General features: G+C 71.9%; 27 protein-coding genes. 20 read left to right on the forward strand and 7 right to left on the reverse strand.

The window, feature by feature from the left end; all coding sequences use genetic code 11:
- The 4 genes from IF09_RS0124395 to IF09_RS0124410 all read left to right on the forward strand — a co-directional run.
- Positions 1-517 (forward strand): Hsp70 family protein (locus IF09_RS0124395; RefSeq protein WP_030299130.1); only part of this gene is annotated, 517 nt, incomplete at its 5' end.
- Positions 517-1182 carry a nucleotide exchange factor GrpE gene (gene grpE / locus IF09_RS0124400; RefSeq protein WP_030299132.1) on the forward strand — a complete coding sequence of 222 codons (666 nt, stop codon included), beginning with the start codon at positions 517-519 and terminating at the stop codon, positions 1180-1182. The genes IF09_RS0124395 and grpE, both read left to right, overlap by 1 nt.
- Before the next feature lie 39 nt (positions 1183-1221).
- A complete protein-coding gene (gene dnaJ / locus IF09_RS0124405; RefSeq protein WP_030299134.1) occupies positions 1222-2403 on the forward strand; it encodes a molecular chaperone DnaJ in 1182 nt (393 codons plus the stop codon).
- Position 2404: 1 nt separating this feature from the next.
- Positions 2405-2875 (forward strand): heat shock protein transcriptional repressor HspR, encoded by a 471-nt coding sequence (locus IF09_RS0124410; protein WP_030299136.1) that lies wholly within the window; start codon positions 2405-2407, stop codon positions 2873-2875.
- A 67-nt stretch (positions 2876-2942) separates the two neighbouring features.
- On the opposite strand, the gene IF09_RS0124415 is transcribed toward IF09_RS0124410, so the two are convergent.
- Positions 2943-3956 carry a hypothetical protein gene (locus IF09_RS0124415; RefSeq protein WP_030299137.1) on the reverse strand — a complete coding sequence of 338 codons (1014 nt, stop codon included), beginning with the start codon at positions 3954-3956 and terminating at the stop codon, positions 2943-2945.
- Positions 3957-4276: 320 nt separating this feature from the next.
- On the opposite strand from IF09_RS0124415, the gene IF09_RS0124425 reads away from it, so the two are divergent.
- Positions 4277-4591 carry a hypothetical protein gene (locus IF09_RS0124425; RefSeq protein WP_030299141.1) on the forward strand — a complete coding sequence of 105 codons (315 nt, stop codon included), beginning with the start codon at positions 4277-4279 and terminating at the stop codon, positions 4589-4591.
- Positions 4592-4747: 156 nt separating this feature from the next.
- Here IF09_RS0124425 and IF09_RS0124430 read toward each other — a convergent pair whose 3' ends face one another.
- Entirely contained in the window at positions 4748-5161 is a 414-nt protein-coding gene (locus tag IF09_RS0124430; RefSeq protein ID WP_030299143.1) for a pyridoxamine 5'-phosphate oxidase family protein, read from the reverse strand.
- 149 nt (positions 5162-5310) lie between these two features.
- Between IF09_RS0124430 and clpB the strand changes: the two genes are divergently transcribed.
- Complete coding sequence (gene clpB / locus IF09_RS0124435; protein WP_030299144.1) at positions 5311-7911, forward strand: ATP-dependent chaperone ClpB; 2601 nt, start codon at positions 5311-5313, stop codon at positions 7909-7911.
- A gap of 112 nt (positions 7912-8023) precedes the next feature.
- Here clpB and IF09_RS45745 read toward each other — a convergent pair whose 3' ends face one another.
- On the reverse strand, positions 8024-8188 hold the full coding sequence (locus IF09_RS45745) for a hypothetical protein (protein WP_158710032.1): 165 nt from the start codon (positions 8186-8188) through the stop codon (positions 8024-8026).
- A 188-nt stretch (positions 8189-8376) separates the two neighbouring features.
- Here IF09_RS45745 and IF09_RS0124450 point away from each other — a divergent pair, with 188 nt between their 5' ends.
- Positions 8377-8916, forward strand: coding sequence for a YbjN domain-containing protein (locus IF09_RS0124450; RefSeq protein ID WP_030299148.1), 540 nt, complete (start codon positions 8377-8379; stop codon positions 8914-8916).
- 12 nt (positions 8917-8928) lie between these two features.
- On the opposite strand, the gene IF09_RS0124455 is transcribed toward IF09_RS0124450, so the two are convergent.
- Complete coding sequence (locus IF09_RS0124455; RefSeq protein WP_234321129.1) at positions 8929-10077, reverse strand: hypothetical protein; 1149 nt, start codon at positions 10075-10077, stop codon at positions 8929-8931.
- 154 nt (positions 10078-10231) lie between these two features.
- Positions 10232-11422, reverse strand: coding sequence for a pyridoxal phosphate-dependent aminotransferase (locus IF09_RS0124460; RefSeq protein WP_106975125.1), 1191 nt, complete (start codon positions 11420-11422; stop codon positions 10232-10234).
- Between the two features lie 114 nt (positions 11423-11536).
- On the opposite strand from IF09_RS0124460, the gene IF09_RS43290 reads away from it, so the two are divergent.
- The 7 genes from IF09_RS43290 to fbaA all read left to right on the forward strand — a co-directional run bounded on the left by IF09_RS43290 (position 11537) and on the right by fbaA (position 18040).
- Positions 11537-11776, forward strand: a complete 240-nt coding sequence (locus IF09_RS43290) for a hypothetical protein (protein WP_078613419.1) — start codon at positions 11537-11539, stop codon at positions 11774-11776.
- Positions 11777-12108: 332 nt separating this feature from the next.
- Complete coding sequence (locus IF09_RS0124470; protein ID WP_030299153.1) at positions 12109-12651, forward strand: DUF2617 family protein; 543 nt, start codon at positions 12109-12111, stop codon at positions 12649-12651.
- Positions 12652-12790: 139 nt separating this feature from the next.
- The gene (locus tag IF09_RS0124475) at positions 12791-14431 is read left to right on the forward strand and encodes a polyamine aminopropyltransferase (RefSeq protein WP_030299155.1); all 1641 of its coding nucleotides are present in this window, start codon (positions 12791-12793) and stop codon (positions 14429-14431) included.
- 47 nt (positions 14432-14478) lie between these two features.
- Positions 14479-15372, forward strand: coding sequence for an SRPBCC family protein (locus tag IF09_RS0124480; RefSeq protein ID WP_030299157.1), 894 nt, complete (start codon positions 14479-14481; stop codon positions 15370-15372).
- A gap of 15 nt (positions 15373-15387) precedes the next feature.
- A complete protein-coding gene (locus IF09_RS0124485) occupies positions 15388-16197 on the forward strand; it encodes an aldose epimerase (RefSeq protein WP_030299158.1) in 810 nt (269 codons plus the stop codon).
- A gap of 10 nt (positions 16198-16207) precedes the next feature.
- A complete protein-coding gene (gene pyrE / locus IF09_RS0124490) occupies positions 16208-16771 on the forward strand; it encodes an orotate phosphoribosyltransferase (RefSeq protein ID WP_234321130.1) in 564 nt (187 codons plus the stop codon).
- A gap of 246 nt (positions 16772-17017) precedes the next feature.
- Positions 17018-18040, forward strand: a complete 1023-nt coding sequence (gene fbaA / locus IF09_RS0124495) for a class II fructose-bisphosphate aldolase (RefSeq protein ID WP_030299162.1) — start codon at positions 17018-17020, stop codon at positions 18038-18040.
- A 76-nt stretch (positions 18041-18116) separates the two neighbouring features.
- On the opposite strand, the gene IF09_RS0124500 is transcribed toward fbaA, so the two are convergent.
- On the reverse strand, positions 18117-19349 hold the full coding sequence (locus tag IF09_RS0124500; protein WP_063607419.1) for a transposase: 1233 nt from the start codon (positions 19347-19349) through the stop codon (positions 18117-18119).
- 199 nt (positions 19350-19548) lie between these two features.
- Here IF09_RS0124500 and IF09_RS0124505 point away from each other — a divergent pair, with 199 nt between their 5' ends.
- The 5 genes from IF09_RS0124505 (at position 19549) to IF09_RS48015 (ending at position 23590) form a co-directional block, all read left to right on the forward strand.
- Complete coding sequence (locus tag IF09_RS0124505) at positions 19549-19962, forward strand: DUF3151 domain-containing protein (RefSeq protein WP_030299166.1); 414 nt, start codon at positions 19549-19551, stop codon at positions 19960-19962.
- Between the two features lie 202 nt (positions 19963-20164).
- Positions 20165-21010, forward strand: a complete 846-nt coding sequence (locus IF09_RS0124510) for a tryptophan 2,3-dioxygenase family protein (protein WP_030299170.1) — start codon at positions 20165-20167, stop codon at positions 21008-21010.
- Positions 21003-22208 (forward strand): kynureninase, encoded by a 1206-nt coding sequence (gene kynU, locus IF09_RS0124515; RefSeq protein ID WP_030299172.1) that lies wholly within the window; start codon positions 21003-21005, stop codon positions 22206-22208. The genes IF09_RS0124510 and kynU overlap by 8 nt, the downstream gene beginning before the upstream one ends.
- 166 nt (positions 22209-22374) lie before the next feature.
- Positions 22375-23259: an alpha/beta hydrolase family protein gene (locus IF09_RS0124520; protein WP_030299174.1), complete on the forward strand. Its 885-nt coding sequence runs from the start codon at positions 22375-22377 to the stop codon at positions 23257-23259.
- Between the two features lie 196 nt (positions 23260-23455).
- On the forward strand, positions 23456-23590 hold the full coding sequence (locus IF09_RS48015) for a hypothetical protein (protein WP_267882171.1): 135 nt from the start codon (positions 23456-23458) through the stop codon (positions 23588-23590).
- Here IF09_RS48015 and wrbA read toward each other — a convergent pair.
- Entirely contained in the window at positions 23583-24194 is a 612-nt protein-coding gene (gene wrbA / locus IF09_RS0124530; RefSeq protein ID WP_030299176.1) for an NAD(P)H:quinone oxidoreductase, read from the reverse strand. The genes IF09_RS48015 and wrbA overlap by 8 nt on opposite strands.
- A gap of 100 nt (positions 24195-24294) precedes the next feature.
- Between wrbA and IF09_RS0124535 the strand changes: the two genes are divergently transcribed.
- On the forward strand, positions 24295-24909 hold the full coding sequence (locus tag IF09_RS0124535; protein WP_030299178.1) for a TetR/AcrR family transcriptional regulator: 615 nt from the start codon (positions 24295-24297) through the stop codon (positions 24907-24909).
- Positions 24910-25000 lie beyond the last annotated feature (91 nt).

Here is a 25000-nt window from a genome sequence, read left to right on the forward strand (position 1 = left end):
GGTCTCCTTCGACATCGACGCGAACGGCATCATGCACGTCACGGCCAAGGACCTCGGCACGGGCAAGGAGCAGAAGATGACCGTCACCGGCGGCTCCTCGCTCGGCAAGGACGAGGTCGACCGCATGCGCCAGGAGGCCGAGCAGTACGCGGAGGAGGACCACCGCCGCCGCGAGGCCGCCGAGTCCCGCAACCAGGGCGAGCAGCTCGTCTACCAGACGGAGAAGTTCGTCAAGGACAACGAGGACAAGGTCCCGGCCGAGGTCAAGACCGAGGTCGAGGCCGCCGTCTCCGAGCTGAAGGAGACCCTCAAGGGCGAGGACACGGCCGCGATCCGCACCGCGACCGAGAAGCTCGCCGCGGTCAGCCAGAAGCTCGGCCAGGCCATCTACGCCGACGCGCAGGCCGCCCAGGGTGCAGCCGGTGCCGCGGGTGACGCGGGTCAGGCCAAGCCCGAGGACGATGTCGTCGACGCCGAGATCGTGGACGACGAGAAGCCGAAGGGCGGCGCTGCCTGATGTCGGAGGAGACCCCGGGCTTTGAGGAGAAGCCCGAAGTCCCCGCCGGCGCCACGCCTGACGACGCCGCCGAGCCGAAGGCCGCAGCTTCCTCCGAGGAGGAGGCCGCGGCCCCGGCCGGGGACTCCGCAGCAGCACAGGACGTCGCTCTCCTGGCGCAGCTGGACCAGGCCCGCACCGCGCTCGGCGAGCGCACCGCGGACCTCCAGCGGCTCCAGGCCGAGTACCAGAACTACCGCCGCCGGGTGGAGCGGGACCGGATCGCAGTCAAGGAGATCGCGGTCGCGTCCCTCCTGACGGAACTGCTCCCGACCCTGGACGACATCGGCCGGGCGCGGGACCATGGCGAGCTGGTCGGCGGCTTCAAGTCGGTGGCCGAATCGCTGGAGACCGCCGCGGCCAAGATGGGGCTGCAGCAGTTCGGCAAGGAGGGCGAGCCCTTCGACCCGACGATCCACGAGGCCCTGATGCACTCGTACGCGCCGGACGTCACCGAGACGACCTGCGTGGCGATCCTGCAGCCGGGGTACCGGATCGGCGAGCGTACGATCCGCCCCGCGCGGGTCGCGGTGGCGGAGCCCCAGCCCGGGGCCGCCCCCAAGTCCGAGTCCGCGGACGGCGACACGCCTTCGGACAAGGACGCGGATGCCCCCGACAAGGGCTGACGCAGCAACCGTAGAGGCACGAGAGGAGGGACGCCGGGGATGAGCACGAAGGACTTCGTCGAGAAGGACTACTACAAGGTCCTCGGTGTCCCGAAGGACGCCACCGAGGCCGAGATCAAGAAGGCGTACCGGAAGCTCGCGCGCGAGTTCCACCCGGACGCCAACAAGGGCGACGCCTCGGCCGAGGAACGCTTCAAGGAGGTCTCCGAGGCGAACGACATCCTCGGCGACGCCAAGAAGCGCAAGGAGTACGACGAGGCCCGCGCCCTGTTCGGCAACGGGGGCTTCCGCCCCGGTCCGGGCGGGGGCGGCTCGTTCAACTTCGACCTGGGCGACCTGTTCGGCGGCACCCAGCCGGGTGGCGGCGCGGGCGGCGGCTTCGGCGGCGGCGGTCTGGGCGACGTCTTCGGCGGACTGTTCAACCGCGGCGGCGCGGGCCCCGGGACGCGGGTCCAGCCGCGCCGCGGCCAGGACATCGAGTCGGAGGTCACCCTCTCCTTCACGGAGGCGGTGGACGGGGCCACGGTCCCGCTCCGGATGTCCTCCCAGGCGCCCTGCAAGGCCTGCTCGGGCACCGGCGACAAGAACGGCACGCCGCGCGTGTGCCCGACCTGCGTCGGCACCGGCCAGGTCTCGCGGGGCAGCGGCGGCGGCTTCTCGCTGACCGACCCCTGCGCGGACTGCAAGGGCCGCGGCCTGATCGCGGAGACCCCCTGCGACGTCTGCAAGGGCAGCGGGCGGGCCAAGTCCTCCCGCACCATGCAGGTCCGGATCCCGGCCGGCGTCTCCGACAGCCAGCGGATCCGGCTGCGCGGCAAGGGCGCTCCGGGCGAGCGCGGCGGTCCCGCCGGCGACCTCTACGTCGTCGTCCATGTGGACAGCCACCCGGTGTTCGGCCGCAAGGACGACAACCTGACCGTCACCGTCCCGGTGACGATCGCCGAGGCCGCCCTGGGCGCCGACATCAAGGTCCCGACCCTGAACGGCCCCTCGGTGACGCTGAAGCTCCCGCCGGGCACCCCCAGCGGGCGCACGATGCGGGCCCGCGGCAAGGGAGCGGTCCGCAAGGACGGCACCCGCGGGGACCTGCTGGTGACGGTGGAGGTCTCGGTTCCGGCCACGCTGTCGGACAAGGCCCGCGAGGCGCTGGAGATGTACCGCGACGCGACGGAGTCGGAGGACCCGCGCGCCGTGCTGTTCGAGTCCGCGAAGGGAGCATGACATGGACGGCCGCCGACGACCGCCCCGGTTCGGCAGCGGGGCGTACGAACTGACCGACGAGACCCCGGTCTACGTGATCTCGGTGGCCGCCCAGCTCTCGGGCCTGCATCCGCAGACCCTGCGCCAGTACGACCGCCTCGGCCTGGTCTCCCCGGACCGGACGGCCGGCCGCGGCCGGCGCTACTCGGCCCGCGACATCGAACTGCTCCGCACGGTGCAGGCACTGTCCCAGGACGAGGGCATCAACCTGGCCGGCATCAAGCGGATCATCGAGCTGGAGAACCAGGTCGCGGCGCTCCAGCAGCGCGTGGCCGAGCTCTCGGCGGCGGTGGACGGCGCGGCGGCCGTGCTCCAGCAGCGCGAGGCCCAGGTGCACGCCTCGTACCGGCGGGATCTGGTCAAGTACCAGCCGCCGGTGGCGGGCAACGCCCTGGTCGTCTGGCGCCCCGCACCGAAGCGCCAGGGCGACTGACGAGCGACCGAACGCATCAGGCCCCGCCCGGGAACCCCGGGCGGGGCCTGATGCGTTCCGGTGCGTTTCAGTCGCCCTCGTCCTCGAGGATCCCGGAGCGGGCGATGAGGAAGCCGAGTTGGGCGCGGCTGCCGCTGCCGAGGGTGCTGGCGAGCTTCGCGATGTGCGCGCGGCAGGTCCGTACGTTCATGCCGAGCCGGCGGGCGATGGCCTCGTCGACGTGGCCCTCGATGAGGAGCTGTGCGATGGTGCGCTGCACGCCCGAGATGCCGCCGCGGGTGTGCTGGTACGTGACTTCCTCCTGGAGGGGCACGGCGCGGTGCCACAGCTGCTCGAACACCTTGATGAGGTAGTCGACCAGCCCCGGGTGGCGCAGCTCCAGGGCGACCTGGCGGTCGTCGCTGGCCGGGATGAAGGCGACGGTCCGGTCGAAGATGATGAGGCGCTCGAAGAGCTCCTCCAGCGTGCGCACCTCGACCTTGCCGGCCTTGAGGAGGTCGACGTACGCCAGCGTGCCGCGGCTGTGCCGGACGGTGTGCTGGTAGAGGGTCCGGATCCGGACACCGCGGTCGGTTAGCGGCTGGTCCCGCTCCAGGGCCTCCGTGAGCTCGAGGCTGGGGCGGGCGCCGCCGGGCTGGATGGTCAGCATCTCGGTGTGGCACTCGGCGGTGGCGAGGTTGAGGGCCGCGTTGATGGGGTCGAAGCCTTCGAGCACGGTGATGGCATGGGTGCTTGCCGGATTCTGCGCACTGATGGCGAGAAACGGCTCGAAAGCTTCGGACAGTTCGAGAGAATCCCGGCGTCTGTCGCGGATCTCCCGTTCGATCGGATGCAGCCGCTGTGCGAGTGCCACCGCCGGTGGAACCGGACGGAGCGAATTGGCGTCATCAGGATCTGGCTGCAACAGCGCCAGATCGAGCAAGCAGGGTGCCGTTTTGACATCCCCACGTGCGATACGTCCGGTCCGCAGCGCGCTCGTGTAGAGCCGTGCCCCCTCGCTGCACAGCTCCGTGACCGAGTGGGGATGTGTCGCTTTTATTCTGTTTATGGTCAAATCTCCACCCCCCAGGGTCCTGAACATGCAAGAACATGATGCATCGTCCCTGTGGCAGTGATGTGCCTGAATGAGCCATCGTCTGACAGGCGGGGGAGAGGATTTCATCAAGTGAGGACGAAGCCGACCATGAACAAGAGAATGCTTCGCTCGGCGCTTGCCACCGTCATCTTCTCGGCTGTGGCCGGTCTGGGACTTGCCGGGGTCACCCTGGGGGGCGCCGAAGGGGGTGCCGCAGGCCTCCGGGCGGCGCCGCTCGAGGACAGCGGATGGCGCGCGGCACCGATGGACAGCGGATGGCGCTCGGCCCCCGTCGACGCCGGCACCCTTGTTGTGGAGACCGCGGCATGACCCCCGACGACCGCGGATTCCGTCGCGAAATGGCCTCTGCCTACCGCTCCGGCTGGCAGTTCATCGACCTCGCCACGGCCATCCCCCACCCTGGCGACTCGTTGATGGTCACCCTGTTCGGACAGCCCATCGTCATCACGCGCGAGGAGGACGAGGACGTCCGGGCGTACCGGTGCCTGCGCCGCCCCCGCGGCGCGCCGCAGCCCGTCCGCTGCGAGGTGCGCTACGGAATGGTCTTCGTCAACCTTGATCAGCGCGACCACCAGCTCTTCGAACCCGATATCACCACCGCCACCCCCCGCAGTGCCTGAAGCGATTCCCCCGTCGTTGCAGATCGCTCCAGGTGCTTCCCCCACACAACGGCGCCATCGTGGACCTGACCACGATGGCGCCGTTGTGATGTCCGCGTCCAGTGCTTGAACCGGACAAGGTGAAAGCTGAACTAGCTGAACTTCTCCGCGAACGGTTCAGGCGCGGCCCATCGCCCGGTCGAGGACGATCTCCATGACGACCCGGTCCGGGTTGGGCGAGGGCGTGCGCCCATAGCGCTCCGCGTAGCGCGCCACCGCCTCCGCGACCGAGGCCTCGTCCGTACGGATCACCGCGTGCCCCTCCAGGGTCGCCCAGCGGCGTCCCGCCATCTGGCACACCGCCACCCGGGCCGGGCCGTGCTCCGTCGCCCGGGCCGCCAGCACGTTGCGGATCTTCTTGCTGTTCTTGTTGCTGATCACCCGGGCCAGGCCCGCCTCCGGGTCGTACGTGACGCCCACCGGCACCACGTGCGGGGTCCCGTCGGGGCGCGGGGTGGTCAGCGTGCAGACGTGCCGCTCCCGCCAGAAGGCGAGGTACTCGGGCGTCGGGTTGAGTACGTCAAGAGCCATGGCCCGAGGGTACGTGAGGGCACGACTCCGCCCTTGAGTGGAATAGACTCAACTTTGCGTACGCTGCCATACTCAAAGTGCAGACTCAAAGCACGAGACCCGAAGTCTTCCCGAGACCTGTCTGACCTGTCTGAGAGGAGAAGTCGCACGTGGATGCCGAGCTGACCAACAAGAGCCGGGACGCGCTGAACGCGGCCACCAGCCGGGCCGTGAAGGACGGCCACGCGGATCTGACCCCGGCGCACCTGCTGCTGGCCCTGCTCGCCGGCGAGGACAACGAGAACATCACCGACCTCCTCGCGGCCACCGAGGCCGACCAGGCGGCGGTCCGGAACGGCGCCGAGCGGCTGCTGGCGGCCCTGCCCAGCGTCACGGGCTCCACGGTCGCGCCCCCGCAGCCCACCCGCGAGCTGCTCGCCGTACTCGCCGAGGCCGACCAGCAGGCCGGGAAACTCGGCGACGAGTACCTCTCCACCGAACACCTCCTCATCGCCATCGCCGCAAAGGGCGGCGCGGCCGGTGAGGTCCTTTCCACCCAGGGCGCGACGGCGAAGAAGCTGCTGGACGCCTTCGAGAACGCACGAGGAGGACGGCGGGTGACCACCCCCGATCCCGAGGGCCAGTACAAGGCCCTGGAGAAGTTCGGCACGGACTTCACGGCGGCCGCGCGTGAAGGCAAGCTCGACCCGGTCATCGGCCGCGACCAGGAGATCCGGCGCGTCGTCCAGGTCCTTTCGCGCCGTACGAAGAACAACCCGGTGCTCATCGGCGAGCCCGGCGTCGGCAAGACGGCCGTCGTCGAGGGCCTCGCGCAGCGCATCGTGAAGGGCGACGTCCCCGAGTCCCTGAAGAACAAGCGGCTGGTCTCCCTCGACCTCGGCGCGATGGTCGCGGGAGCCAAGTACCGCGGCGAGTTCGAGGAGCGGCTGAAGACGGTCCTCGCCGAGATCAAGTCCAGCGACGGCCAGATCATCACCTTCATCGACGAGCTGCACACCGTCGTCGGCGCGGGCGCCGGCGGGGATTCGGCCATGGACGCGGGCAACATGCTCAAGCCCATGCTGGCCCGCGGCGAGCTGCGGATGGTCGGCGCGACCACGCTCGACGAGTACCGCGAGCGCATCGAGAAGGACCCGGCGCTGGAGCGGCGCTTCCAGCAGGTGCTGGTCGCCGAGCCGTCCGTCGAGGACACCATCGCGATCCTGCGCGGCCTCAAGGGCCGCTACGAGGCCCACCACAAGGTCGTCATCAACGACAGCGCGCTGGTGGCCGCGGCGACCCTCTCCGACCGGTACATCACCTCCCGCTTCCTCCCCGACAAGGCGATCGACCTGGTCGACGAGGCAGCGTCCCGGCTGCGCATGGAGATCGACTCCTCGCCGCTGGAGATCGACGAGCTGCAGCGCTCGGTCGACCGCCTGCGGATGGAGGAGCTGGCGCTGAAGAACGAGTCCGACCCGGCCTCGATCGAGCGCCTGGAGAAGATCCGCAAGGACCTGGCGGACCGGGAGGAGGACCTGCGGGGCCTGACCGCCCGCTGGGAGAAGGAGAAGCAGTCCCTCAACCGCGTCGGCGAGCTCAAGGAGCGCCTGGACGACCTGCGCGGCCAGGCCGAGCGCGCCCAGCGCGACGGCGACTTCGACACGGCCTCCAAGCTGCTCTACGGGGAGATCCCGACGCTGGAGCGCGAGCTGGCGGAGGCCACCGAGGAGGAGGAAGAGGCCTCCAAGACCGGAACGTCCAAGGGCACCATGGTCAAGGACGAGGTCGGCCCCGACGACATCGCGGACGTGGTGGGCGCATGGACCGGCATCCCCGCCGGCCGGCTCCTCGAGGGCGAGACCCAGAAGCTGCTGCGCATGGAGGACGAGCTGGGCCGCCGCCTGATCGGCCAGGGCGAGGCCGTACGGGCCGTCTCGGACGCCGTACGCCGCACCCGGGCCGGGATCGCCGACCCGGACCGCCCGACCGGCTCGTTCCTCTTCCTGGGCCCGACGGGCGTGGGCAAGACGGAGCTGGCCAAGGCCCTCGCGGATTTCCTCTTCGACGACGAGCGGGCCATGGTCCGCATCGACATGTCGGAGTACTCCGAGAAGCACAGCGTGGCCCGCCTGGTCGGCGCCCCGCCCGGGTACGTCGGCTACGAGGAGGGCGGCCAGCTGACCGAGGCCGTACGCCGCCGCCCGTACTCCGTGGTGCTGCTGGACGAGGTCGAGAAGGCCCACCCCGAGGTCTTCGACATCCTGCTCCAGGTCCTGGACGACGGGCGCCTCACGGACGGCCAGGGCCGCACCGTGGACTTCCGCAACACGATCCTGATCCTGACCTCCAACCTGGGCAGCCAGTTCCTGATGGACCCGGTGAGCTCGGCGCAGGAGAAGAAGGCCAAGGTCCTGGAGGTGGTCCGGGCCTCCTTCAAGCCGGAGTTCCTCAACCGCCTCGACGACCTGGTGGTCTTCTCGGCACTGACCGAGGACGAGCTGGCCCACATCGCCGAGCTCCAGATCGGCCGCCTGGCCAAGCGCCTGGCCGACCGCCGCCTGACCCTGGACGTCACCCCCGACGCCCTGGCCTGGCTGGCGGACAAGGGCAACGACCCGGCGTACGGCGCCCGCCCGCTGCGCCGCCTGATCCAGACGGCCATCGGCGACCGCCTGGCCAAGGAGATCCTGGCGGGCGAGGTCCGCGACGGCGACACCGTCCGGGTCGACGTGGCGGGCGAGGACCTCATCGTCGGCAAGGCGCTCTAGGGGGCGCCTTCACCGCCGGCTTCCTCGGCGCCGCCGTGCTGCTGGCGCGCCGGCGCCGAGGCCGGGATCTCCACGCGGTCGGTACCGTCGGCGAGGCGAACGACCCCGAAGCTCACGTACCTCGCGGCACTCGGGGAGTCCTGCGCGCCCGCCACCGCGCCTCGCCGAACGCCATCGCGGCCGGCGACGGCCTGTCGTCGGGGAGGGACACGTCGTACTCGTCCCCGTACTTCTCGTCGCCGTACGGATCCCCGAAGAAGAAAGCGAGGAGCGGCACCAGGGGCGAGCAGACGATGATCCCTCCACCGCCACGCCAGGCCCACGCCGATCTTCCCTATTCGGTTCATGTGTCCCCCGCTCAGCGCACCCCCGTGTCCGCTGCAAGCGGATCGTGGTCCGCTGGGCTGGACACGGGGAGGGCGGGATGGTGGAGGATGAGAGTATCCGCACGAAGGGAAGTACACGGTGAGCATCGACCCGGCCTCGATTCCGAACTTCGGAGGGCAGCAGCCCGATCCGCAGGCCACAGGACCGGCGGGCCCCGTCGTCCCCGACCAGGATCTGGTCAAGCAGCTGCTGGAGCAGATGGAGCTCAAGTACGTCGTCGACGACGAGGGTGACCTCGCGGCGCCGTGGGAGGAGTTCCGTACGTACTTCATGTTCCGCGGCGAGGACGAGCAGCAGGTCTTCTCGGTGCGGACCTTCTACGACCGTCCGCACGCGATCGAGGACAAGCCCCAGCTCCTCGAGTCGATCGACGACTGGAACCGCCGCACCCTGTGGCCGAAGGTCTACAGCCACACGCACGACGACGGCTCCGTCCGCCTGATCGGCGAGGCGCAGATGCTGATCGGCACCGGCGTCAGCCTGGAGCACTTCGTTTCCTCCACGGTCAGCTGGGTCCGGGCCTCCATCGAGTTCGACAAGTGGCTCGTGGAGCAGCTCGGACTGGAGAAGGAGATCGACTCCACCGACGGTGACGACAAGGACGGGGACGACGCTTAGTCGTCGCGACCGTCACAGCGGCACACGGGCGATGAGCAGCAGGTACAGCCCGTAGCCGTACGAGAGCCCGGCCAGCCCCGCGGTCACCACGACCGCGGAGCGCGGCCGGGCTCGCGCCATTGCGGCGGCGACCGGCAGGAGCAGCGGGAACGCCGGCAGCAGGAAGCGCGGCTTCGACTCGAAGTAGCCGGCCCCGCCGTAGGTGATCAGCAGCAGTACGGCGGTGTACACGAGCAGCGCCGCCGGCATCCGGTCGAGCAGCAGGAGCACGGCAAGGAACCCGGCCGCGGCCAGCACGGCCACGGTCACGATGGTGGCGAGCTGTACGTGCCCGCCGGTCAGCACCCGCCAGACGGTGCCCGTCGTGTACGAGCCGAAGTCGAAGCGGGAGCCCCAGCGCTGCTGCACGGTGAAGTACCCGGCCGGGTCCCCGGTACGTATCCCGACGGCGACGACGTACGCCGCCCAGCCCGCCGGGGCCAGCAGCGCGGCCGCCCACACCCGGGGCGCGCGGGATCTGCGGACGAGCAGCGCGTGCAGGGCCATGGCGGACACGGCGGCGCCGACGGCGATCCCGGTCGGGCGGGTCAGCCCGGCGAGCACGGCGAGGCCCGTGGCCCACGGCCAGCGCTCGCGCAGTACGGCGTACAGGGCCCAGGCGGCCAGCGCGGCCAGCAGCGGCTCGGTGTAGGCGAGGGTGAGCACCACCGCGTGCGGGGTCGCCGCCCACAGCGCCACCAGCAGCACCCCGACGCGCGGGCCCAGCAACAGCTCCCCGACCCGGTACACCCCGACGGCGGCCACCGCCGCGGCGGTCCAGGCCACGAGCAGCCCGGCCCAGGGGGTGGCTCCGGCCAGCCCCACGAGCAGCGGGTACAGCGGGAAGAAGGCGCAGTCGCTCTGCACCAGCCCGGACTCGGCCCACATCTGGGTGCGGCCGTAGCCGTGCACGGCGATGCCGAGGTACCAGACGGAGTCCCAGGAGTGCCCGAACACGCGGACGGGGCTCCGCCCGGCCCACCAGGCCCCGACGGTGAGCACCAGCGCCCCCGCGGCCCGGACGGCGGCGAACACCCCGAGCGCGACGAGGGGGGCGGGCACCCTGCCGGTCCGGAGCTCCTGCGGCCGCACGGAAACCGACGCACTGCCCGTCGCCGTCATGAACCCCGTCTTTCCCGCGCTGCCTGCGTACGCCCATCCCGACGAGGAGAGCCTCGGGCACCCTAAAGCGCACCACCTCCCCGCGGGCGTGAATGCCCCCGGAACCTCCGGTGAAATCGGCCCGCCCCCGAGGCGCCGCCGGACGAGCCCGGCCTCAGAGCCGCCGCAGGCGCTCCGCGGCCTCCTCGAGGACCTCGGTCTTCTTGCAGAAGGCCCAGCGGACCTGGGTGGCTCCTGCGGACTGGTGGTCGTAGAAGACCTGGTTCGGGATGGCGACGACGCCGCAGCGTTCCGGGAGGGTGCGGCAGAAGGCGAGGCCGTCCTTCTCGCCGAGCGGGGTGATGTCCGTGGTGATGAAGTACGTGCCCCGGGGGCGGAAGACCTCGAAGCCGGCCGCCGTGAGGCCGTCGGCGAGGATGTCGCGCTTGGCGGCCAGGTCGGCGCGGAAGCCCTCGTAGTAACTGTCGGGGAGGTCCAGGGCCTCCGCGATGGCGTACTGGAACGGACCCGAGGAGACGTACGTCAGGAACTGCTTCGCCGAGCGGACCGCCGAGACGAGCTCCGGCGGGGCGGTGATCCAGCCGACCTTCCAGCCCGTGAACGAGAACGTCTTGCCGGCCGAGCTGATGGTGACCGTGCGCTCGCGCATGCCGGGCAGGGAGGCCAGCGGGATGTGGGCGCCCTCGAAGACCAGGTGTTCGTAGACCTCGTCCGTGACGACGAGGAGGTTCCGCTCCACCGCCAGTTCCGCGATCGCCGCGAGCTCGGCCGGGGTCAGGACCGTGCCCGTCGGGTTGTGCGGGGTGTTCAGCAGGAGCAGGCGGGTGCGCGGGGTGACCGCGGCGCGCAGTTCGTCGAGGTCGAGCGCGAAGGCTCCGGCGTCCGGGCGCAGGGTGACCGGCACGCGGGTGGCGCCGGCCATCGCGATGCAGGCCGCGTACGAGTCGTAGTACGGCTCCAGCGCGATGACCTCGTCGCCCGGTTCGAGCAGGGCGAGCAGCGAGGCGGCGATGGCCTCCGTCGCGCCGGCGGTGACGAGGACCTCCGTGTCCGGGTCGTGGGCCAGGCCGTAGAACCGCTGCTGGTGCCGGGCGATCGCGGTGCGCAGCTCCGGGATGCCGGGGCCGGGCGGGTACTGGTTGCCCAGGCCCGAGAGCACGGCCCGGGAGGCGGCCTCGGCGATCTCGGCGGGGCCGTCCGTGTCGGGGAAGCCCTGGCCGAGGTTGATCGACCCGGTGCGGGCGGCCAGGGCCGACATCTCCGCGAAGATCGTCGTACCGAAGGAGGCAAGGCGGCGGTTCAGGAGGGGGCGGCTGCCGCCCACGGGTGCGCTCATGGCCGCCATCCTGCGGGGAACCTCTGGACTTGCTCAAGTGTGCTTTGGCCCGGGTGGCGTGCGGGCATCCCCCCTTCACACCCCGGGGGACCGGGGCGGGAACGTGAACGGGGGTTGGGTGTCATGTCTGTCTTCGGTTTGGTGCTCGTGGCGCTGGTCGTCCTGGGCTTCGTGCTCCTGGTGCGCAAGGTGGTCCGCGCCTGGACCGGCGCCGATTCCGGCTCGGGCTCCCGCTCGTCGTGGTGGGCGAGCAGCGGCGGGAGTTCCAGCTCGTGCGGCGGCGGCTCGTCCTGCGGTTCCTCCTCGTCGTGCGGTGGGGGGTCGTCCTCCTGCGGCGGCGGAGGAGGATGCGGTTCCAGCTGACACGGGGCAGCTGGCGCCGCGTGCGTCGGGGCGCCCGGCGGTGCTAACGGCCGTCGGGCGCCCTCATGTTCGGAGCTCCCGGTCCGCTGCGGTGCGACGCGCGGGACGCCTGGGTTGAACACGTGAACTGTGTAGCCCCCGGGGGGATGTAAACCCAATCAAGTTGGGTAAAAACGCTGTGAGTGCCGTGCCTTTCATGATTCCCTCGGTTGAGTAGACCAGTCCTCGGACCTCCCTGGACTTCCTGTGGACCCGTGCCGGTGTCCCCCCACCCGTTGACTACCGCTGGCGGGCCCCGGCCCATCTCCCTCGCGCGTTTGCGGAGCCGACTCATGCTCACGACCCTCCAGACCACCTATACCGACACACGGGCCGCCGATCTCGCCTGGGCCCTGGGTCGGGACCGGCTGCCCGCCCTGGCCGTACTGAACCTCGAACTGGCCGGTGCGAAGGTGGAGTTGCGCCTGCTCGGCGCCTCGCACCAGGTGCTCCTGGAGGAGGGCCGGGTGCTCTGCTCGGAGACGGTCGCCTGCATGCCCGGCAGCAGTACGCCGCTGCCGCTCGGCGTGGCCAAGCGGATGGGGGACTGGGAGTACGAGTTCGCCGCGCGGGTCGAGACCCTGTCGCAGGGCTCCTTCGCGGGACGTGCGCAGGAGCTGCTGGCGCTGGTCGCGGATCACCCGAACGGATTGGCCGGAACCTTTCCCGGCAGCCCGCACGCCTTCACCGCCATGCTCGCGCAGCGCCACGAGGGGCAGGTGCGCTGGCGGACCTGGCACGCGTATCCGCAGGAAGGCCAGTTGGTGGCCACTCGTACGAGGGTCGGTGGGCGCATGGGCGCACCCGCGGGCGCCCCGGAGTCCGCCGCACGGTAGTGCGGGACTGGGCTGGGCGTTCCGGGGCGCGGGCGCCGCGGGCGTCCCCACGCGGTTACGCCAACAGGGCGGAAAGGTGCGTCACTTGCACCCATGTGGGTGACGGGATGCGAGTGGGCGGTGACGTACCGTTCGCCTCATGATCGACCGTTCCGTCCCGCGCCGGGTGCTCCCGGCTCCGGAGCCGCGGGGCGTGGCGACCCTCCCGGCCGCCCTGCCCGTACGGCCCCGGACCGGCCGACTCCTCGTCCTGGCCACCGTGTTCGTCTGCGCCGCCTGCGGGCTCGTGTACGAGCTGGAGCTGCTCGCCCTCGGCTCCTACCTCATCGGCGATTCCGTCACCCAGGCGTCCGTCGTGCTGTCCGTCATGGTCTTCGCGATGGGGGTCGGCTCCCTGCTGGCCAAACGGCTGCGCAGACGGCCCGCGTTCGGATTCGCCGTCATCGAGGCGGGCCTCGCCCTGCTCGGCGGGCTCTCGGCGATGGCGCTGTACGCGAGCTTCGCGTGGCTGGGCGAGTCCCGGCCCGTCCTCGTGGCCTTCTCCTTCGCGATCGGCGTGCTCATCGGCGCCGAGATCCCGCTGCTGATGGTCCTCATCCAGCGGATCCGCAGGCAGGACGCGGGCGGCGCCGTCGCCGACCTGTTCGCCGCCGACTACGTGGGCGCGCTCGTCGGCGGGCTGGCCTTCCCGTTCCTGCTGCTGCCGGTGCTCGGCCAGCTCACCGGCGCCATGCTGACCGGCACCGTCAACGCGGTCGTCGGTGCGGGCCTGGTCCTGTGGCTGTTCCGCCGCGACCTGAGCCGGCGCTCCCGCTGGCTGCTCATCGCCGCGAACGTCACCGTGCTGGCCGTCCTCGCCTGCGCGACCGTCCTCGCCGACGACTTCGAGCGGGTCGCCCGGCGCGCCGTCTACGGCGGCGAGGTCCGGGTCGCACAGCAGACCGGCGTCCAGGAGCTCGTGCTGACCGGCCCCGCCACCGGCTCCCCGCGCTCCCTCGACCTGTTCCTCGACGGCCGGCTGCGGGTCAGCGGCTACGACGAGTACCGCTACCACGAGGCCCTCGTGCACCCCGCCATGACCGGCCCGCACACCCGGGTCCTGGTCCTCGGCGGCGGCGACGGGCTCGCCGCGCGCGAGGTGCTGCGCTACCGCGACGTCGCCTCCGTCACCGTCGTCGAGCTCGACCCCGGCGTGGTCCGGCTCGCCCGCACGGACCCGATGCTGTCCGCGCTCAACGGCCGGGTGTACGAGGACCCGCGCCTCGAAGTCGTCACGCAGGACGCGTTCCACTGGCTGCGGGGGCCGACCGCGCGGGACCGGTACGACGTCATCGTCTCCGACCTCCCCGACCCGGGCATCACCCCCAGCACGAAGCTGTACTCGCAGGAGTTCTACGGGCTCGCCGCCCGGGCCCTGCGCCCCGGCGGGCGGCTCGCCGTGCACGCCGGACCGCTGGCCACGCGCCCGCGTACGTACTGGACGGTCGAGGCCACCCTGCGCGCGGCCGGCCTGCGCACCGCTCCCTACAGCGTCGGCGGCCGGCTCTCCGGCTTCGCCGCCGGCCCCGACCGCAGCCTCGGCACGGCCGACGCGCCGCCGCAGGACTGGGGCTTCGTACTGGCCCGCCGGGAACAGGTCCCCGAGCTGCGCGTCGACCGCGACACGCCGGGGCTGCGCTCGCTGTCCACGCAGTCCCTGCGGGACGCCGCGCGCGACGCGGAGCGCACCAGGGTGGCGGGCCTGCCGCCCTCGACGCTCCCGCACCCGCGGTATTCGTAAGTGCCGGACCGGGTGCGGGAGGGTCTCTCGTCGGTAGGCTCGACCACATGGAGCATCAGGTGTTCGTTCCGGTACCGGCAGACGACCTCCGCGCCGTGCTGCGCGACCCCGCCCGGGTGGCCCGCTGCGTACCCGGGCTCCAGCAGGACGCGGACGCCGCGTCCGGGCCCGTGTCGGGCCGCCTCAAACTGCGGGTCGGCGGGAACACCGTCACCTACCGCGGGGCCCTGTCCGTCGCCGAACGGGATCCGTACGTCTTCACCGTGACCGGTGAGGGCACCGAGATCCGCGGCAGCGGGACCGTCAAGCTGTCGCTGACGCTGCTGCTGACCCCGGTGGACGACGGGACCCGGCTGGGGTTCACCGCCGAGGCCGCCGCCGACGGGCGGGCCGCCGCCTTCGCCCCGGAGGCCACCGCGACCGCCGTCCAGCGGCTCCTGGACCGGGCCGCCGAGCAGCTCGCGGCGCTGGCGGCCGAAGCGGCGGAGCCGGTGACCGACGTGATCGCCGAGGCCGAGGAGGCGGAGGGCGACGCGCCCGGCGCGGAGGACGGGGACGACGGCGGCGTCACGGAGGTCACGGCCTCCGTCTTCGACACCGAGGTACCGCCCCCTTCCCTGGACCCCTTCATGGACGGCGACTTCGAGGGCCTCCCGGACTTCGGTCAGATCGGCGAGAGCGGCCAGATCGGGCAGAGCGGGGAGATCGACGGGTTCGGCGCAGCCGCGCAGCCCCCCGCCGAGGCCGCCCACGCCCGCCGCACCATGATCGGCCGCAGTGCCGAGGAAGTGGACCACGCGCCGCCGCGCGGCCGCTACGCCCCGGTCCCCGCCCCCGCGACCTCCGGTGCCGGTGCGAACTTGCGGTGGATCGCCCCGGCGGCCGCCCTGGCGCTGGCCTCGGCGGTCGTGGTCGGCCGAGCCCTGCGCCGCCGCCGCTGATCTAGAGTCGGCTGCATGAGTACGCAACTGAGCGCAGGCGGCGTCGAGGTGACCGTCGACCAGGAGAACGGCTGCCGGATCAGCAGCCTGCGCATCGACGGCACGGAGCTGCTGCGCCAGGGTGCCCATTACGGATGCTTCCCGATGGTCCCGTGGTGCGGGCGCACCGCGAACGGACGGTTCCAGGACGGGGCCGTCGTCCACCAGCTGCCGCTCAACCATCCGCCGCACGCCCTCCACGGCTTCGCCCGTGACGCGCCCTGGCGCGCCGCGCGGGTAGCCGCCACCGAGGCGGCGTTCACGTACGACCTCGTCGAGCCCTGGCCGTACCCGGGCCGGGTCACGCAGATCGTCGAGCTGGGCCCCGACTCGCTGACCCTCACCCTGGGCGTGGAGACGTACGGGGACTCCTTCCCGGCCCAGGCGGGCTGGCACCCCTGGTTCCACCGCAACCTCGGCGCCGGCGGCGAGGACGTACGCCTCGACTTCGCCCCCGCCTGGCAGGAGGAGCGCGGCCCCGACCACCTGCCCACCGGCAAGCGCATCGACCCCCTGCCCGGCCCCTGGGACGACTGCTTCGGCATGCCGGAAGGCGTCGAAGTCACCCTGACCTGGCCCGGCGCGCTCGAACTGAAGATCAGCAGCCGGGCCGAATGGGTGGTCGTGTACGACGAGCAGCCCGAGGCCGTCTGCGTGGAGCCGCAGTCTGGCCCGCCGAACGGGCTGAACACCCTGCCGCGCCTGGTCAGCCCCGTGGACCCGCTGGAGATCTCCACGACCTGGACCTGGCGGCGGCTGTCCCGGCCCGCGTCGCGGCGCAACTAAGCTCGGGGCCATGAGTGACGTCAACGAAGTAATGCCGTCAGGCACACGCGATGCGCTTCTGCAGCAGATCAAGGACAAGGCCGTCGTGCACGGCAAGGTGACCCTCTCCTCCGGCAAGGAGGCCGACTACTACATCGACCTCCGCCGGATCACCCTGGACGGCGAGGCCGCCCCGATGGTCGGCCAGGTCATGCTCGACCTCACCGCCGACCTGGACTTCGACTGCGTCGGCGGTCTGACCCTGGGCGCCGACCCGGTGGCCACCTCGATGCTCCACGCGTCCGCCGCGCGCGGGGGACGCCTCGACGCCTTCGTCGTCCGCAAGGCGCAGAAGGCCCACGGCATGCAGCGCCGTATCGAGGGCACCGACGTGAAGGGCAAGCGCTGCCTGGTCGTCGAGGACACCTCGACCACCGGTGGGTCCCCGCTGACCGCCGTCGAGGCCGTCCGCGAGGCCGGCGGCGAGGTCGTCGCCGTCGCCACGATCGTGGACCGCGGAGCCGCGGACGCCATCGCCGAGGCGGGCCTGCCGTACCTCACCGGGTACCGGCTCGCCGACCTCGACCTGGCCTGATCCCGTCCGATCGCGCCCGATCTCGCATTCTGGCCTCCCGGAGAACTGGTGACTTAAGGTCCCCGGGGCTCCGGGCACAGGTCCTGACCTGCTCTTTCCCGGCCGGACCGAATGTTTCACGTGAAACGGTCCAGCCTGCACGGGTGGAGTGTCGCGCAGAGTCTGGAAGGATGAGCCCGACGGTTACGTCGCCCCCAGGTCAGGGCCAGCAATCGCACACTCCCCGCACATCCAAGGAGCGGACAGATGCCCATCGCAACCCCCGAGGTCTACAACGAGATGCTCGACCGGGCGAAGGCAGGCAAGTTTGCCTACCCGGCGATCAACGTGACCTCGACCCAGACCCTGCACGCTGCACTGCGCGGCTTCGCGGAGGCCGAGAGCGACGGCATCATCCAGATCTCCACCGGTGGTGCGGAGTTCCTGGGTGGCCAGTACAAGAAGGACATGGTCACGGGCGCGGTCGCCCTGGCCGAGTTCGCGCACATCGTGGCGGCGAAGTACGACGTCACCGTCGCGCTGCACACCGACCACTGCCCCAAGGACAAGCTGGACGGTTACGTCCGCCCGCTGCTCGAGGTCTCCGCCGAGCGCGTGGCCAAGGGGCTGAACCCGCTCTTCCAGTCGCACATGTGGGACGGCTCCGCCGAGACCCTGGCCGACAACCTGGCCATCGGCCAGGAGCTGCTCGCCAAGGCCGCCGCTGCGAAGATCATCCTCGAGGTCGAGATCACCCCGACCGGCGGCGAGGAGGACGGCGTCACCCACGAGATCAACGACGAGCTGTACACCACCGTCGAGGACGCGATCCGCACCGCCGAGGCCCTGGGCCTGGGCGAGAAGGGCCGCTACCTGCTGGCCGCCTCCTTCGGCAACGTGCACGGCGTCTACAAGCCGGGCAACGTCGTCCTGCGTCCCGAGCTGCTGAAGGACCTGCAGCAGGGTGTCGGCGAGAAGTACGGCAAGACCAGCCCGTTCGACTTCGTCTTCCACGGCGGCTCCGGCTCCTCCGAGCAGGAGATCGCCACCGCGCTGGAGAACGGCGTCGTGAAGATGAACCTCGACACCGACACGCAGTACGCCTTCACCCGCCCGGTCGCGGACCACATGTTCCGCAACTACGACGGTGTCCTCAAGGTCGACGGCGAGGTCGGCAAGAAGTCCACCTACGACCCGCGCACCTGGGGCAAGCTCGCCGAGGCGAGCATGGCCAAGCGCGTCACCGAGGCGTGCGCGAACCTGCGCTCGACGGGCACGAAGCTGAAGTAGCACCTGTTCCACCCGCTCCATCTGCTGTGCCGAAGGGCCCGGCCCACCCTCGCAAGACGGTGGGCCGGGCCCTTCGTCAGCGGGTGGCCAGGGTCGGGTGCTGGGGGCGCGGGCGGCGGACCAGGCTGTGCCGCGCCGGAACCGGGGGCGCCACCGGCTCCAGGCAGCGGGCCGCGTGGGCCACCGAGGCGAGGGTCACGTGCCGGTGCCAGCCCGGCAGGGAGCGGCCGGAGAAGTCCCGGAGCCCGATCTCCTGCACGCTGAGGCCGGCCGCCGCCGACACCCGGTGCGCCGTCTTCGTCATCCGCACCAGCGCCCCCGGATCCGTCCGCACCATGTCCGTGACCCACAGCTGCGTCGGCAGCCGCCGGGCCGACTCCCACTCGCCGAACAGCAGCACCTCGCGCCGCCGCCCCGGAGCCGGATCCGGCACCATCACCCGGACCGCCGCCACCAGCGAGGTCCGCCGCGCCCCCGGTGCATCGGGAGCTGCCCACTCCACCGGCATCCGCAGCCCCCTGACGTTCTGCAGGATGTCCCGCGCGGCGAGCGTGCCCGCTCCGAAGCCCGGCAGCCGCGGGTCCGTCACCAGCAGCCGGGCCTCGGGGCTGATCCGCCCCACCACCGGCACCCGCGCCTCAGCGAACCGGTTCAGGGTGGCCCGCGTCGCGATGTCCCGGATGTCCAGCACCACCGGCCGCGTCGCCAGGCCCGACTCCCGCAGGGTGTCGAGCACGCCCGTCACCGCGCACTCCTCGTAGCCCTCGTACGCCTCGGTCTGCGCGGCCTCCGGCTCCTCGCCGAGGAACAGCCGCCAACCCACGGGCGTGACCACCCCCGGCGAGGTGAACCACATTCCGAACGCCTGCTGCCCGCGGAACATCTGCCCCCGGTGCGGGTCGAAGCGGTGTCCCGCCCCCACCGAGTGCTCCCCGCCCTTCGGGATCGCCATCGGCTGCGCGACCCACACGTCGAGCGGAGCGGCCTGCCCCAGGTACTGCGCCAGGGCCGCGCGGATCGGGTGCCAGTCCCAGGTCGACGCCGCGATGAAGTGGTGCAGGCTCTGCTCCGCCGCCGTGGCGCCGGCCCCCGCACCCAGCTGCTGCGCGATGTTGCGGATCGACTTGCGGCCCTCCGCCCCGAGCAGCCCGCGTACGTACTGGCGTCCCCGCTCCCGCTGGTCCTTGCGCCGCAAGGACGTGAACACCGCCGCGCACAGCTCCTCGACGGCCTCGTCCGCGAGCTTCCGTCGTCCCGCCCGGACACCCTGGTACGTGCTGCTGCTCGCGCTGCTGATGGTGGTGTTCACGACTCCCCCTTCGTCGATGGCCCTCCTACCGTCCGCCCGCAGCCCCCTCGCCGGGGAGGTGCGCCGGGCACACGACTGGGCCGACTGGTGGTGGGGCGCCCACCACCCCTCGCCCACGGGAGCCGCAGCGGTGGTTGGACCACCGCCCGTACGCGCCACCGCCGCACCGCGGAGGGGCCCGATACCCCAGACTTGGACCATGTCCATTCACCAGAACCTGCTCGGGGGCCCCGCCCCCACCCACCTCCCCGACGAGCCGGGCCGCGAGGCCCTCGCCGCGGGCACGCCCGCCGTCGAGGTGGCCGCCGCTCACCCGACCTCGTCCCTCGCCTGGGCGACCCTCGCCGACGAGGCGTTCGCCGCCGGCCGCACCGTCGAGTCGTACGCGTACGCCCGTACGGGCTATCACCGCGGCCTCGACGCCCTGCGCCGCGCGGGATGGAAGGGCCACGGCCCGGTGCCGTGGGAGCACGAGCCGAACCGCGGCTTCCTGCGCGCCCTGTACGCCCTGTCCCGTGCAGCCGAAGCGATCGGCGAGAAGGAGGAGTACGAGCGCTGCTCGACCTTCCTGCGCGACTCGTCCGAGACGGCGGCGGACGTCCTCGGCGCCTGAGCCGCGCGCAGACGTACGTGGTCGGGGCCCCGCACCGGGGCCCCGATCGGCCACAGTGTCCCAAAAGTGACCGTGACCCCGGTCACACCGCGCTGGAGCGAGTCCGGCAACCGGTCCTATGATGCGGGCAGGGGACCGGGGCTCCACTCACCCATCGGAAGGAGCGGACCGCTACCCGGAAGCACGTGTCGAGGAGACAGCGATGTCGAACACCCTTGATGCCTCCGGAGCCGGTTCGGACACCCCGAACCTCGACTTCGCCGGCACGACCCCGTACGAGGACTACGTCCAGGCGGACGTCCTCACCCACCTCCAGCACCTGCGCTCGGACGACCCGGGCGAGATGGTCTTCCTGGTGACGACCCAGGTCATGGAGCTGTGGTTCACGGTCATCGTCCACGAATGGGAGACGGCCGCGAAGGCCCTCCGCGAGGACCGCATCCCCGTCGCGATGGATGCGCTGAAACGATCCCTCCGCGAGCTCGAGGCCCTCAACGCCTCCTGGCGCCCGCTCGCCCAGCTCACCCCGGGCCAGTTCAACGCCTACCGCGCCGCCCTCGGCGAGGGTTCCGGCTTCCAGTCGGCGATGTACCGCCGCATGGAATTCCTGCTCGGCGAGAAGTCGGCCTCCATGCTCGTCCCGCACCGCGGCGCCCCGCGCGTCCACGCGGAACTGGAGAAGGCCCTCCAGGAGCCCAGCCTCTACGACGAGGTGCTGCGCCTGCTCGCCCGCCGCGGCCTGCCGGTCCCGGCCGAGGTCCTGGACCGCGACCTCTCCCAGCGGTACGAGCCCTCACCCGAGGTCGAGGCCGTCTGGACCTCCCTGTACGCGGACCCCGACGCCCAGCTCGACCTCCACCGCCTCGGCGAGGTCCTCACGGACGTCGCGGAGCTCGTCTGGCGCTGGCGCAACGACCACCTGGTCGCCACCCGCCGCGCGATGGGCGCCAAGACCGGCACGGGCGGCTCGGCCGGCGTGACCTGGCTCGAGAAGCGCGCCACGAAGAACGTCTTCCCCGAGCTCTGGACGGCGCGAAGCCATGTCTGACGCGAACGTCTCGGCGGACCTGGCCGCCCGCGCCGCGGAACTGGACACCGCCGACGAGCTCGGCAAGCTCCGCGACCGCTTCACGCTCCCCGACGGCGTCGTCTACCTGGACGGCAACTCCCTCGGCGCCCTCCCGACCGGCGTCGCGCAGCGCATCGCCCAGGTCATCACCCACGAGTGGGGCGCGGAGCTCATCCAGTCCTGGAGCACCGGCACTTGGTGGACCGCCCCCGAGCGGATCGGCGACAAGCTGTCCCCGCTCATCGGCGCCGCCCCCGGTCAGACGGTCGTCGGCGACTCCACCAGCGTCAACCTGTTCAAGGCCCTGGTCGGCGCCGCCCGCCTGGCCCGCCCCGGCCGCACGCAGCTGCTGGTCGACGCGTCCACCTTCCCCACCGACGGCTACATCGCCGAGTCGGCCGCCCGGATGACCGGCCTCACCGTCGTCCCGGTCGACCCGTCCCACGCGGCCGGGGCGATGGGGGAGGACACCGCCGTCGTCCTCCTCAACCACGTCGACTACCGCACCGGCCGCCTCCACGACCTCCCGGCCCTGACCGCGGCGGCCCGTGCCGCCGGGGCCGTCACCGTCTGGGACCTCTGCCACTCGGCCGGCGCCCTCCCCGTCGACCTCGACGAGCACGCCGTCGACCTCGCGGTCGGCTGTACGTACAAGTACCTGAACGGCGGGCCCGGTTCCCCGGCGTACCTCTACATCGCCGCACGCCACCAGGCCGCGTTCGACTCCCCGCTGCCCGGGTGGAACGGCCACGCGGAACCCTTCGCGATGACCCCGGACTACGCCCCGGCGGCCGGCGCGATACGCGGCCGGGTCGGCACCCCGGACATCCTGTCCATGCTGGCCCTCGAAGCGGCGCTCGACGCCTGGGACGGGGTCCCGGTCGAAGCCGTACGGGCCAAGTCCCTTGCCCTGACGGACTTCTTCCTGGAGTGCGTGGCGGCGTACGTCCCGGCCGGCAAGGTCGAATCGGTCACCCCGGCCGAGCACGACCGGCGCGGCAGCCAGGTCTCGCTGCGCACCGAGAACGCCCGTGAGGTCATGGACGACCTGATCTCCCGCGGTGTGATCGGGGACTTCCGTGCACCGGACGTCCTGCGCTTCGGTTTCACCCCGCTCTACGTCGGTTTCGCCGATGCGGAGCGTGCCGCCCGGACACTGGGTCACATTTTCGGGTGATGTAGGGGCGAAACGTCACGGCAACCGGGCGGGCGGGGCTTCGGCTCCGTCCGCCCCCGCACATCCCGGCCCTGACCGCCGCCCACCACGGAAGGTCCTGTTCCGGCCTGATACGGTCCCGCTCTGCCGGAACACCAGTCCCACGCGTTACCGAGAGGTTGAGCCGATGACGGACCCCGCAGTCGAACGGGACGCCGCCGAGGCCGCCTCGGCCTTCGCCCACCCGCCGGTCGCCCCCGACGCGACCGGGCCGTACGGGGACCACCCCGACCAGGTGATCGACTTCTACGTCCCGCGCGGCGACACCGCGACGGGTGCGGCCCCGCTGGTCGTGGTCCTGCACGGCGGTGCGTGGCGGGCCCCGTACGACCGGCACCACATCACCCCGCTCGCGGACTTCCTGGCGCGCCGGGGTTTCGCCGTCGCCAACGTCGAGTACCGGCGCGGCAGTTCCCTGCCGCGCCAGAACGCCGAGGGCCACGTGGCCGGCCGCTGGCCGGAGACCTTCGACGACGTCGCCGCCGCGATGGACGCCCTCCCGTACCTGGCCGCGGCCCACCTCCCGCAGGCCGACCCGCGCCGTACGGTCATCACCGGCCACTCCGCGGGCGGCCACCTCGCACTGTGGGCCGCAGCCCGGCACGTCCTGCCGCCCGAGTCCCCGGCCGCCTGGAGGCTGCCCTCCCCACCGCTGCTGCGCGGCGTGGTGGCGCTGGCCCCCATCGCGGACTTCGTGGCCGCGGAGGAGCTGGGTGTGTGCGGCGGGGCGTCCGCGCAGCTGCTGGGCGGCGCCGACCAGTGGGCGGAGCGCCTGCCGTTCGCGGACCCGGCGGCCCTGCTGCCGACCGGGATCGCGACGGCCGTCGTCCACGGCCGGGAGGACATCGTGGTCCCGCCGTCGGTGGCCGAGTCGTACGTGGCCGCCGCGGCCAAGGCCGGGGAGACCGTGGGCCTGACCCTGCTGGACGGCGTCGGTCATTTCCCGCTGATCGACCCGGCCGCGGACGCCTGCGCCGTGGTGGCCGAGGAGATCTCGCAGCTCGCCTGGTAGAGGCCACCGATACCGGGGGCCGGAATCCGGTCGGCCGTGCGGGAGTTGGGTGCGTGACGTTCAGTGCGTCGAACCTCAACCGCGCGGCCGGCCAGTCCGTCCCGAACCCGGTCATCGTGCCGGTCGGCGCCGACGGCTACGTCGGCCTCTTCAACGGCGGACGGGCCCCGGCGGACCTGGCAAGGGGGTCACGGCGGTGGCGCTCAACGCCCCCGCCGACGTGGTGGTCGACGTCGTCGGCCAACACGGCAAGGACGGCAAGGCGGCCCACTCGCTGACGGGCCCCTCGGTGTGCACCGGGCGTCTGCGTACCGCACGCGGCGTCAGGTGAGGTCGGCCGTGGCGGCCAGGCGGGTGGCGAAGGCGGCCAGGCGCTCGCCCTGGTAGCGGGCCGCGGCCAGGGTCTCCTCGCTGACGGCGCCTCTGCTGGCCGGGTGCGAGGTGCCGTACGGGTTGCCGCCGGCGCCGAAGACGACCGGGTGGGTGAAACCGGGCGAGACGATGACCGAGCCCCAGTGGTGGAAGGTGTTGTAGAGGGCGAGCAGCGTGGACTCGTTGCCGCCGTGCGCGTTGTGCGCGCTGGTGAAGCCGGTGGCCGGCTTGTCGGCGAGGGCGCCCTGCTGCCAGAGGCCGCCCGTGGTGTCGAGGAACTGCTTCAGCTGGCCCGCGATGTTGCCGTACCGGGTCGGCGAGCCGATCGCGTACGCGTTGGCCCAGACGAGGTCGTCGAGGGTGGCGACCTCGACGTGCTGGGTGTCCTCGACGTGCCGGCGCCATGCCGGGTTCGAGTCGATGGCCGCGTCGGGGGCGAGTTCGGGCACCCGGCGCAGGCGGACCTCGGCGCCCGCCTTCTCGGCGCCTTCGGCCACGGCCTTGGCGAGCTCGTGGACGTTTCCGGTGGAGGAGTAGTAGACGACCGCGACCTTGGCGCTCATGGTGAGGACCCCGTCTGTAAATGGATTGCTATCCGGTTCGATGGGGAGAGTAAAGCGGATAGTCATCCGCTTGGCAAGGGGTGTCGGGTAGCCTCGGGGTATGAGCCGCATCGAACTCCCGGTCACGGGACAGGCCCCGCCCGAGCGCGCGGACGCCGCCAGGAACAGGCGGAAGATCCTCGACGCGGCGGCGCGGCTGGTCGCCGAGGAGGGGCCGGACGCCGTGACCATGAACGCCGTCGCCCATGCCGCCGGCATGGGGGTCGGTACGGTCTACCGCCGCTTCGGCGACGTGAGCAGCCTGCTGTTCGCACTGCTCGACGATGACGAGCGGCGCTTCCAGGAGGCCTTCATGAGGGGGCCGGCCCCGCTCGGCCCCGAGGCGCCGCCCGCGGTCCGGCTGCGCGCCTTCCTGCACACCCTGGCCGAACGGCTCGTCGAGCAGCGCGCCGTGATGGCCGTGGCCGAGGCCGCTTCGCCGGGCGCCCGGTACGCCAGCGGTGCGTACCTGACCATGCACACGCACGTCGCGGTGCTGCTGCGCCAGGCCCGCCCGGAGGCCGACGCCCCGGTCCTGGCGCACCTGCTCCTGGCCCCGTTCGTGCCGAGCCTGTTCGAGCACCTCATGGCGCGGGACGTGCAGGTCGGCCAGATCAAGGCGGGCATCGACGCCCTGCTCGGTGCCGGGCAAGAACCCGGTGGATCAAGCCGCTGACCGGTCTGTACGCTGAGCGGGATTTCGAACCTGTTCAAGGTTCCGCACCAGACCAAGGGGGGAACGGTGCTCCGTCGCCGTCTCATGTTTT

Source organism: Streptomyces katrae, assembly GCF_000717655.1.
GTDB classification, from domain to species: Bacteria; Actinomycetota; Actinomycetes; order Streptomycetales; family Streptomycetaceae; genus Streptomyces; species Streptomyces katrae_B.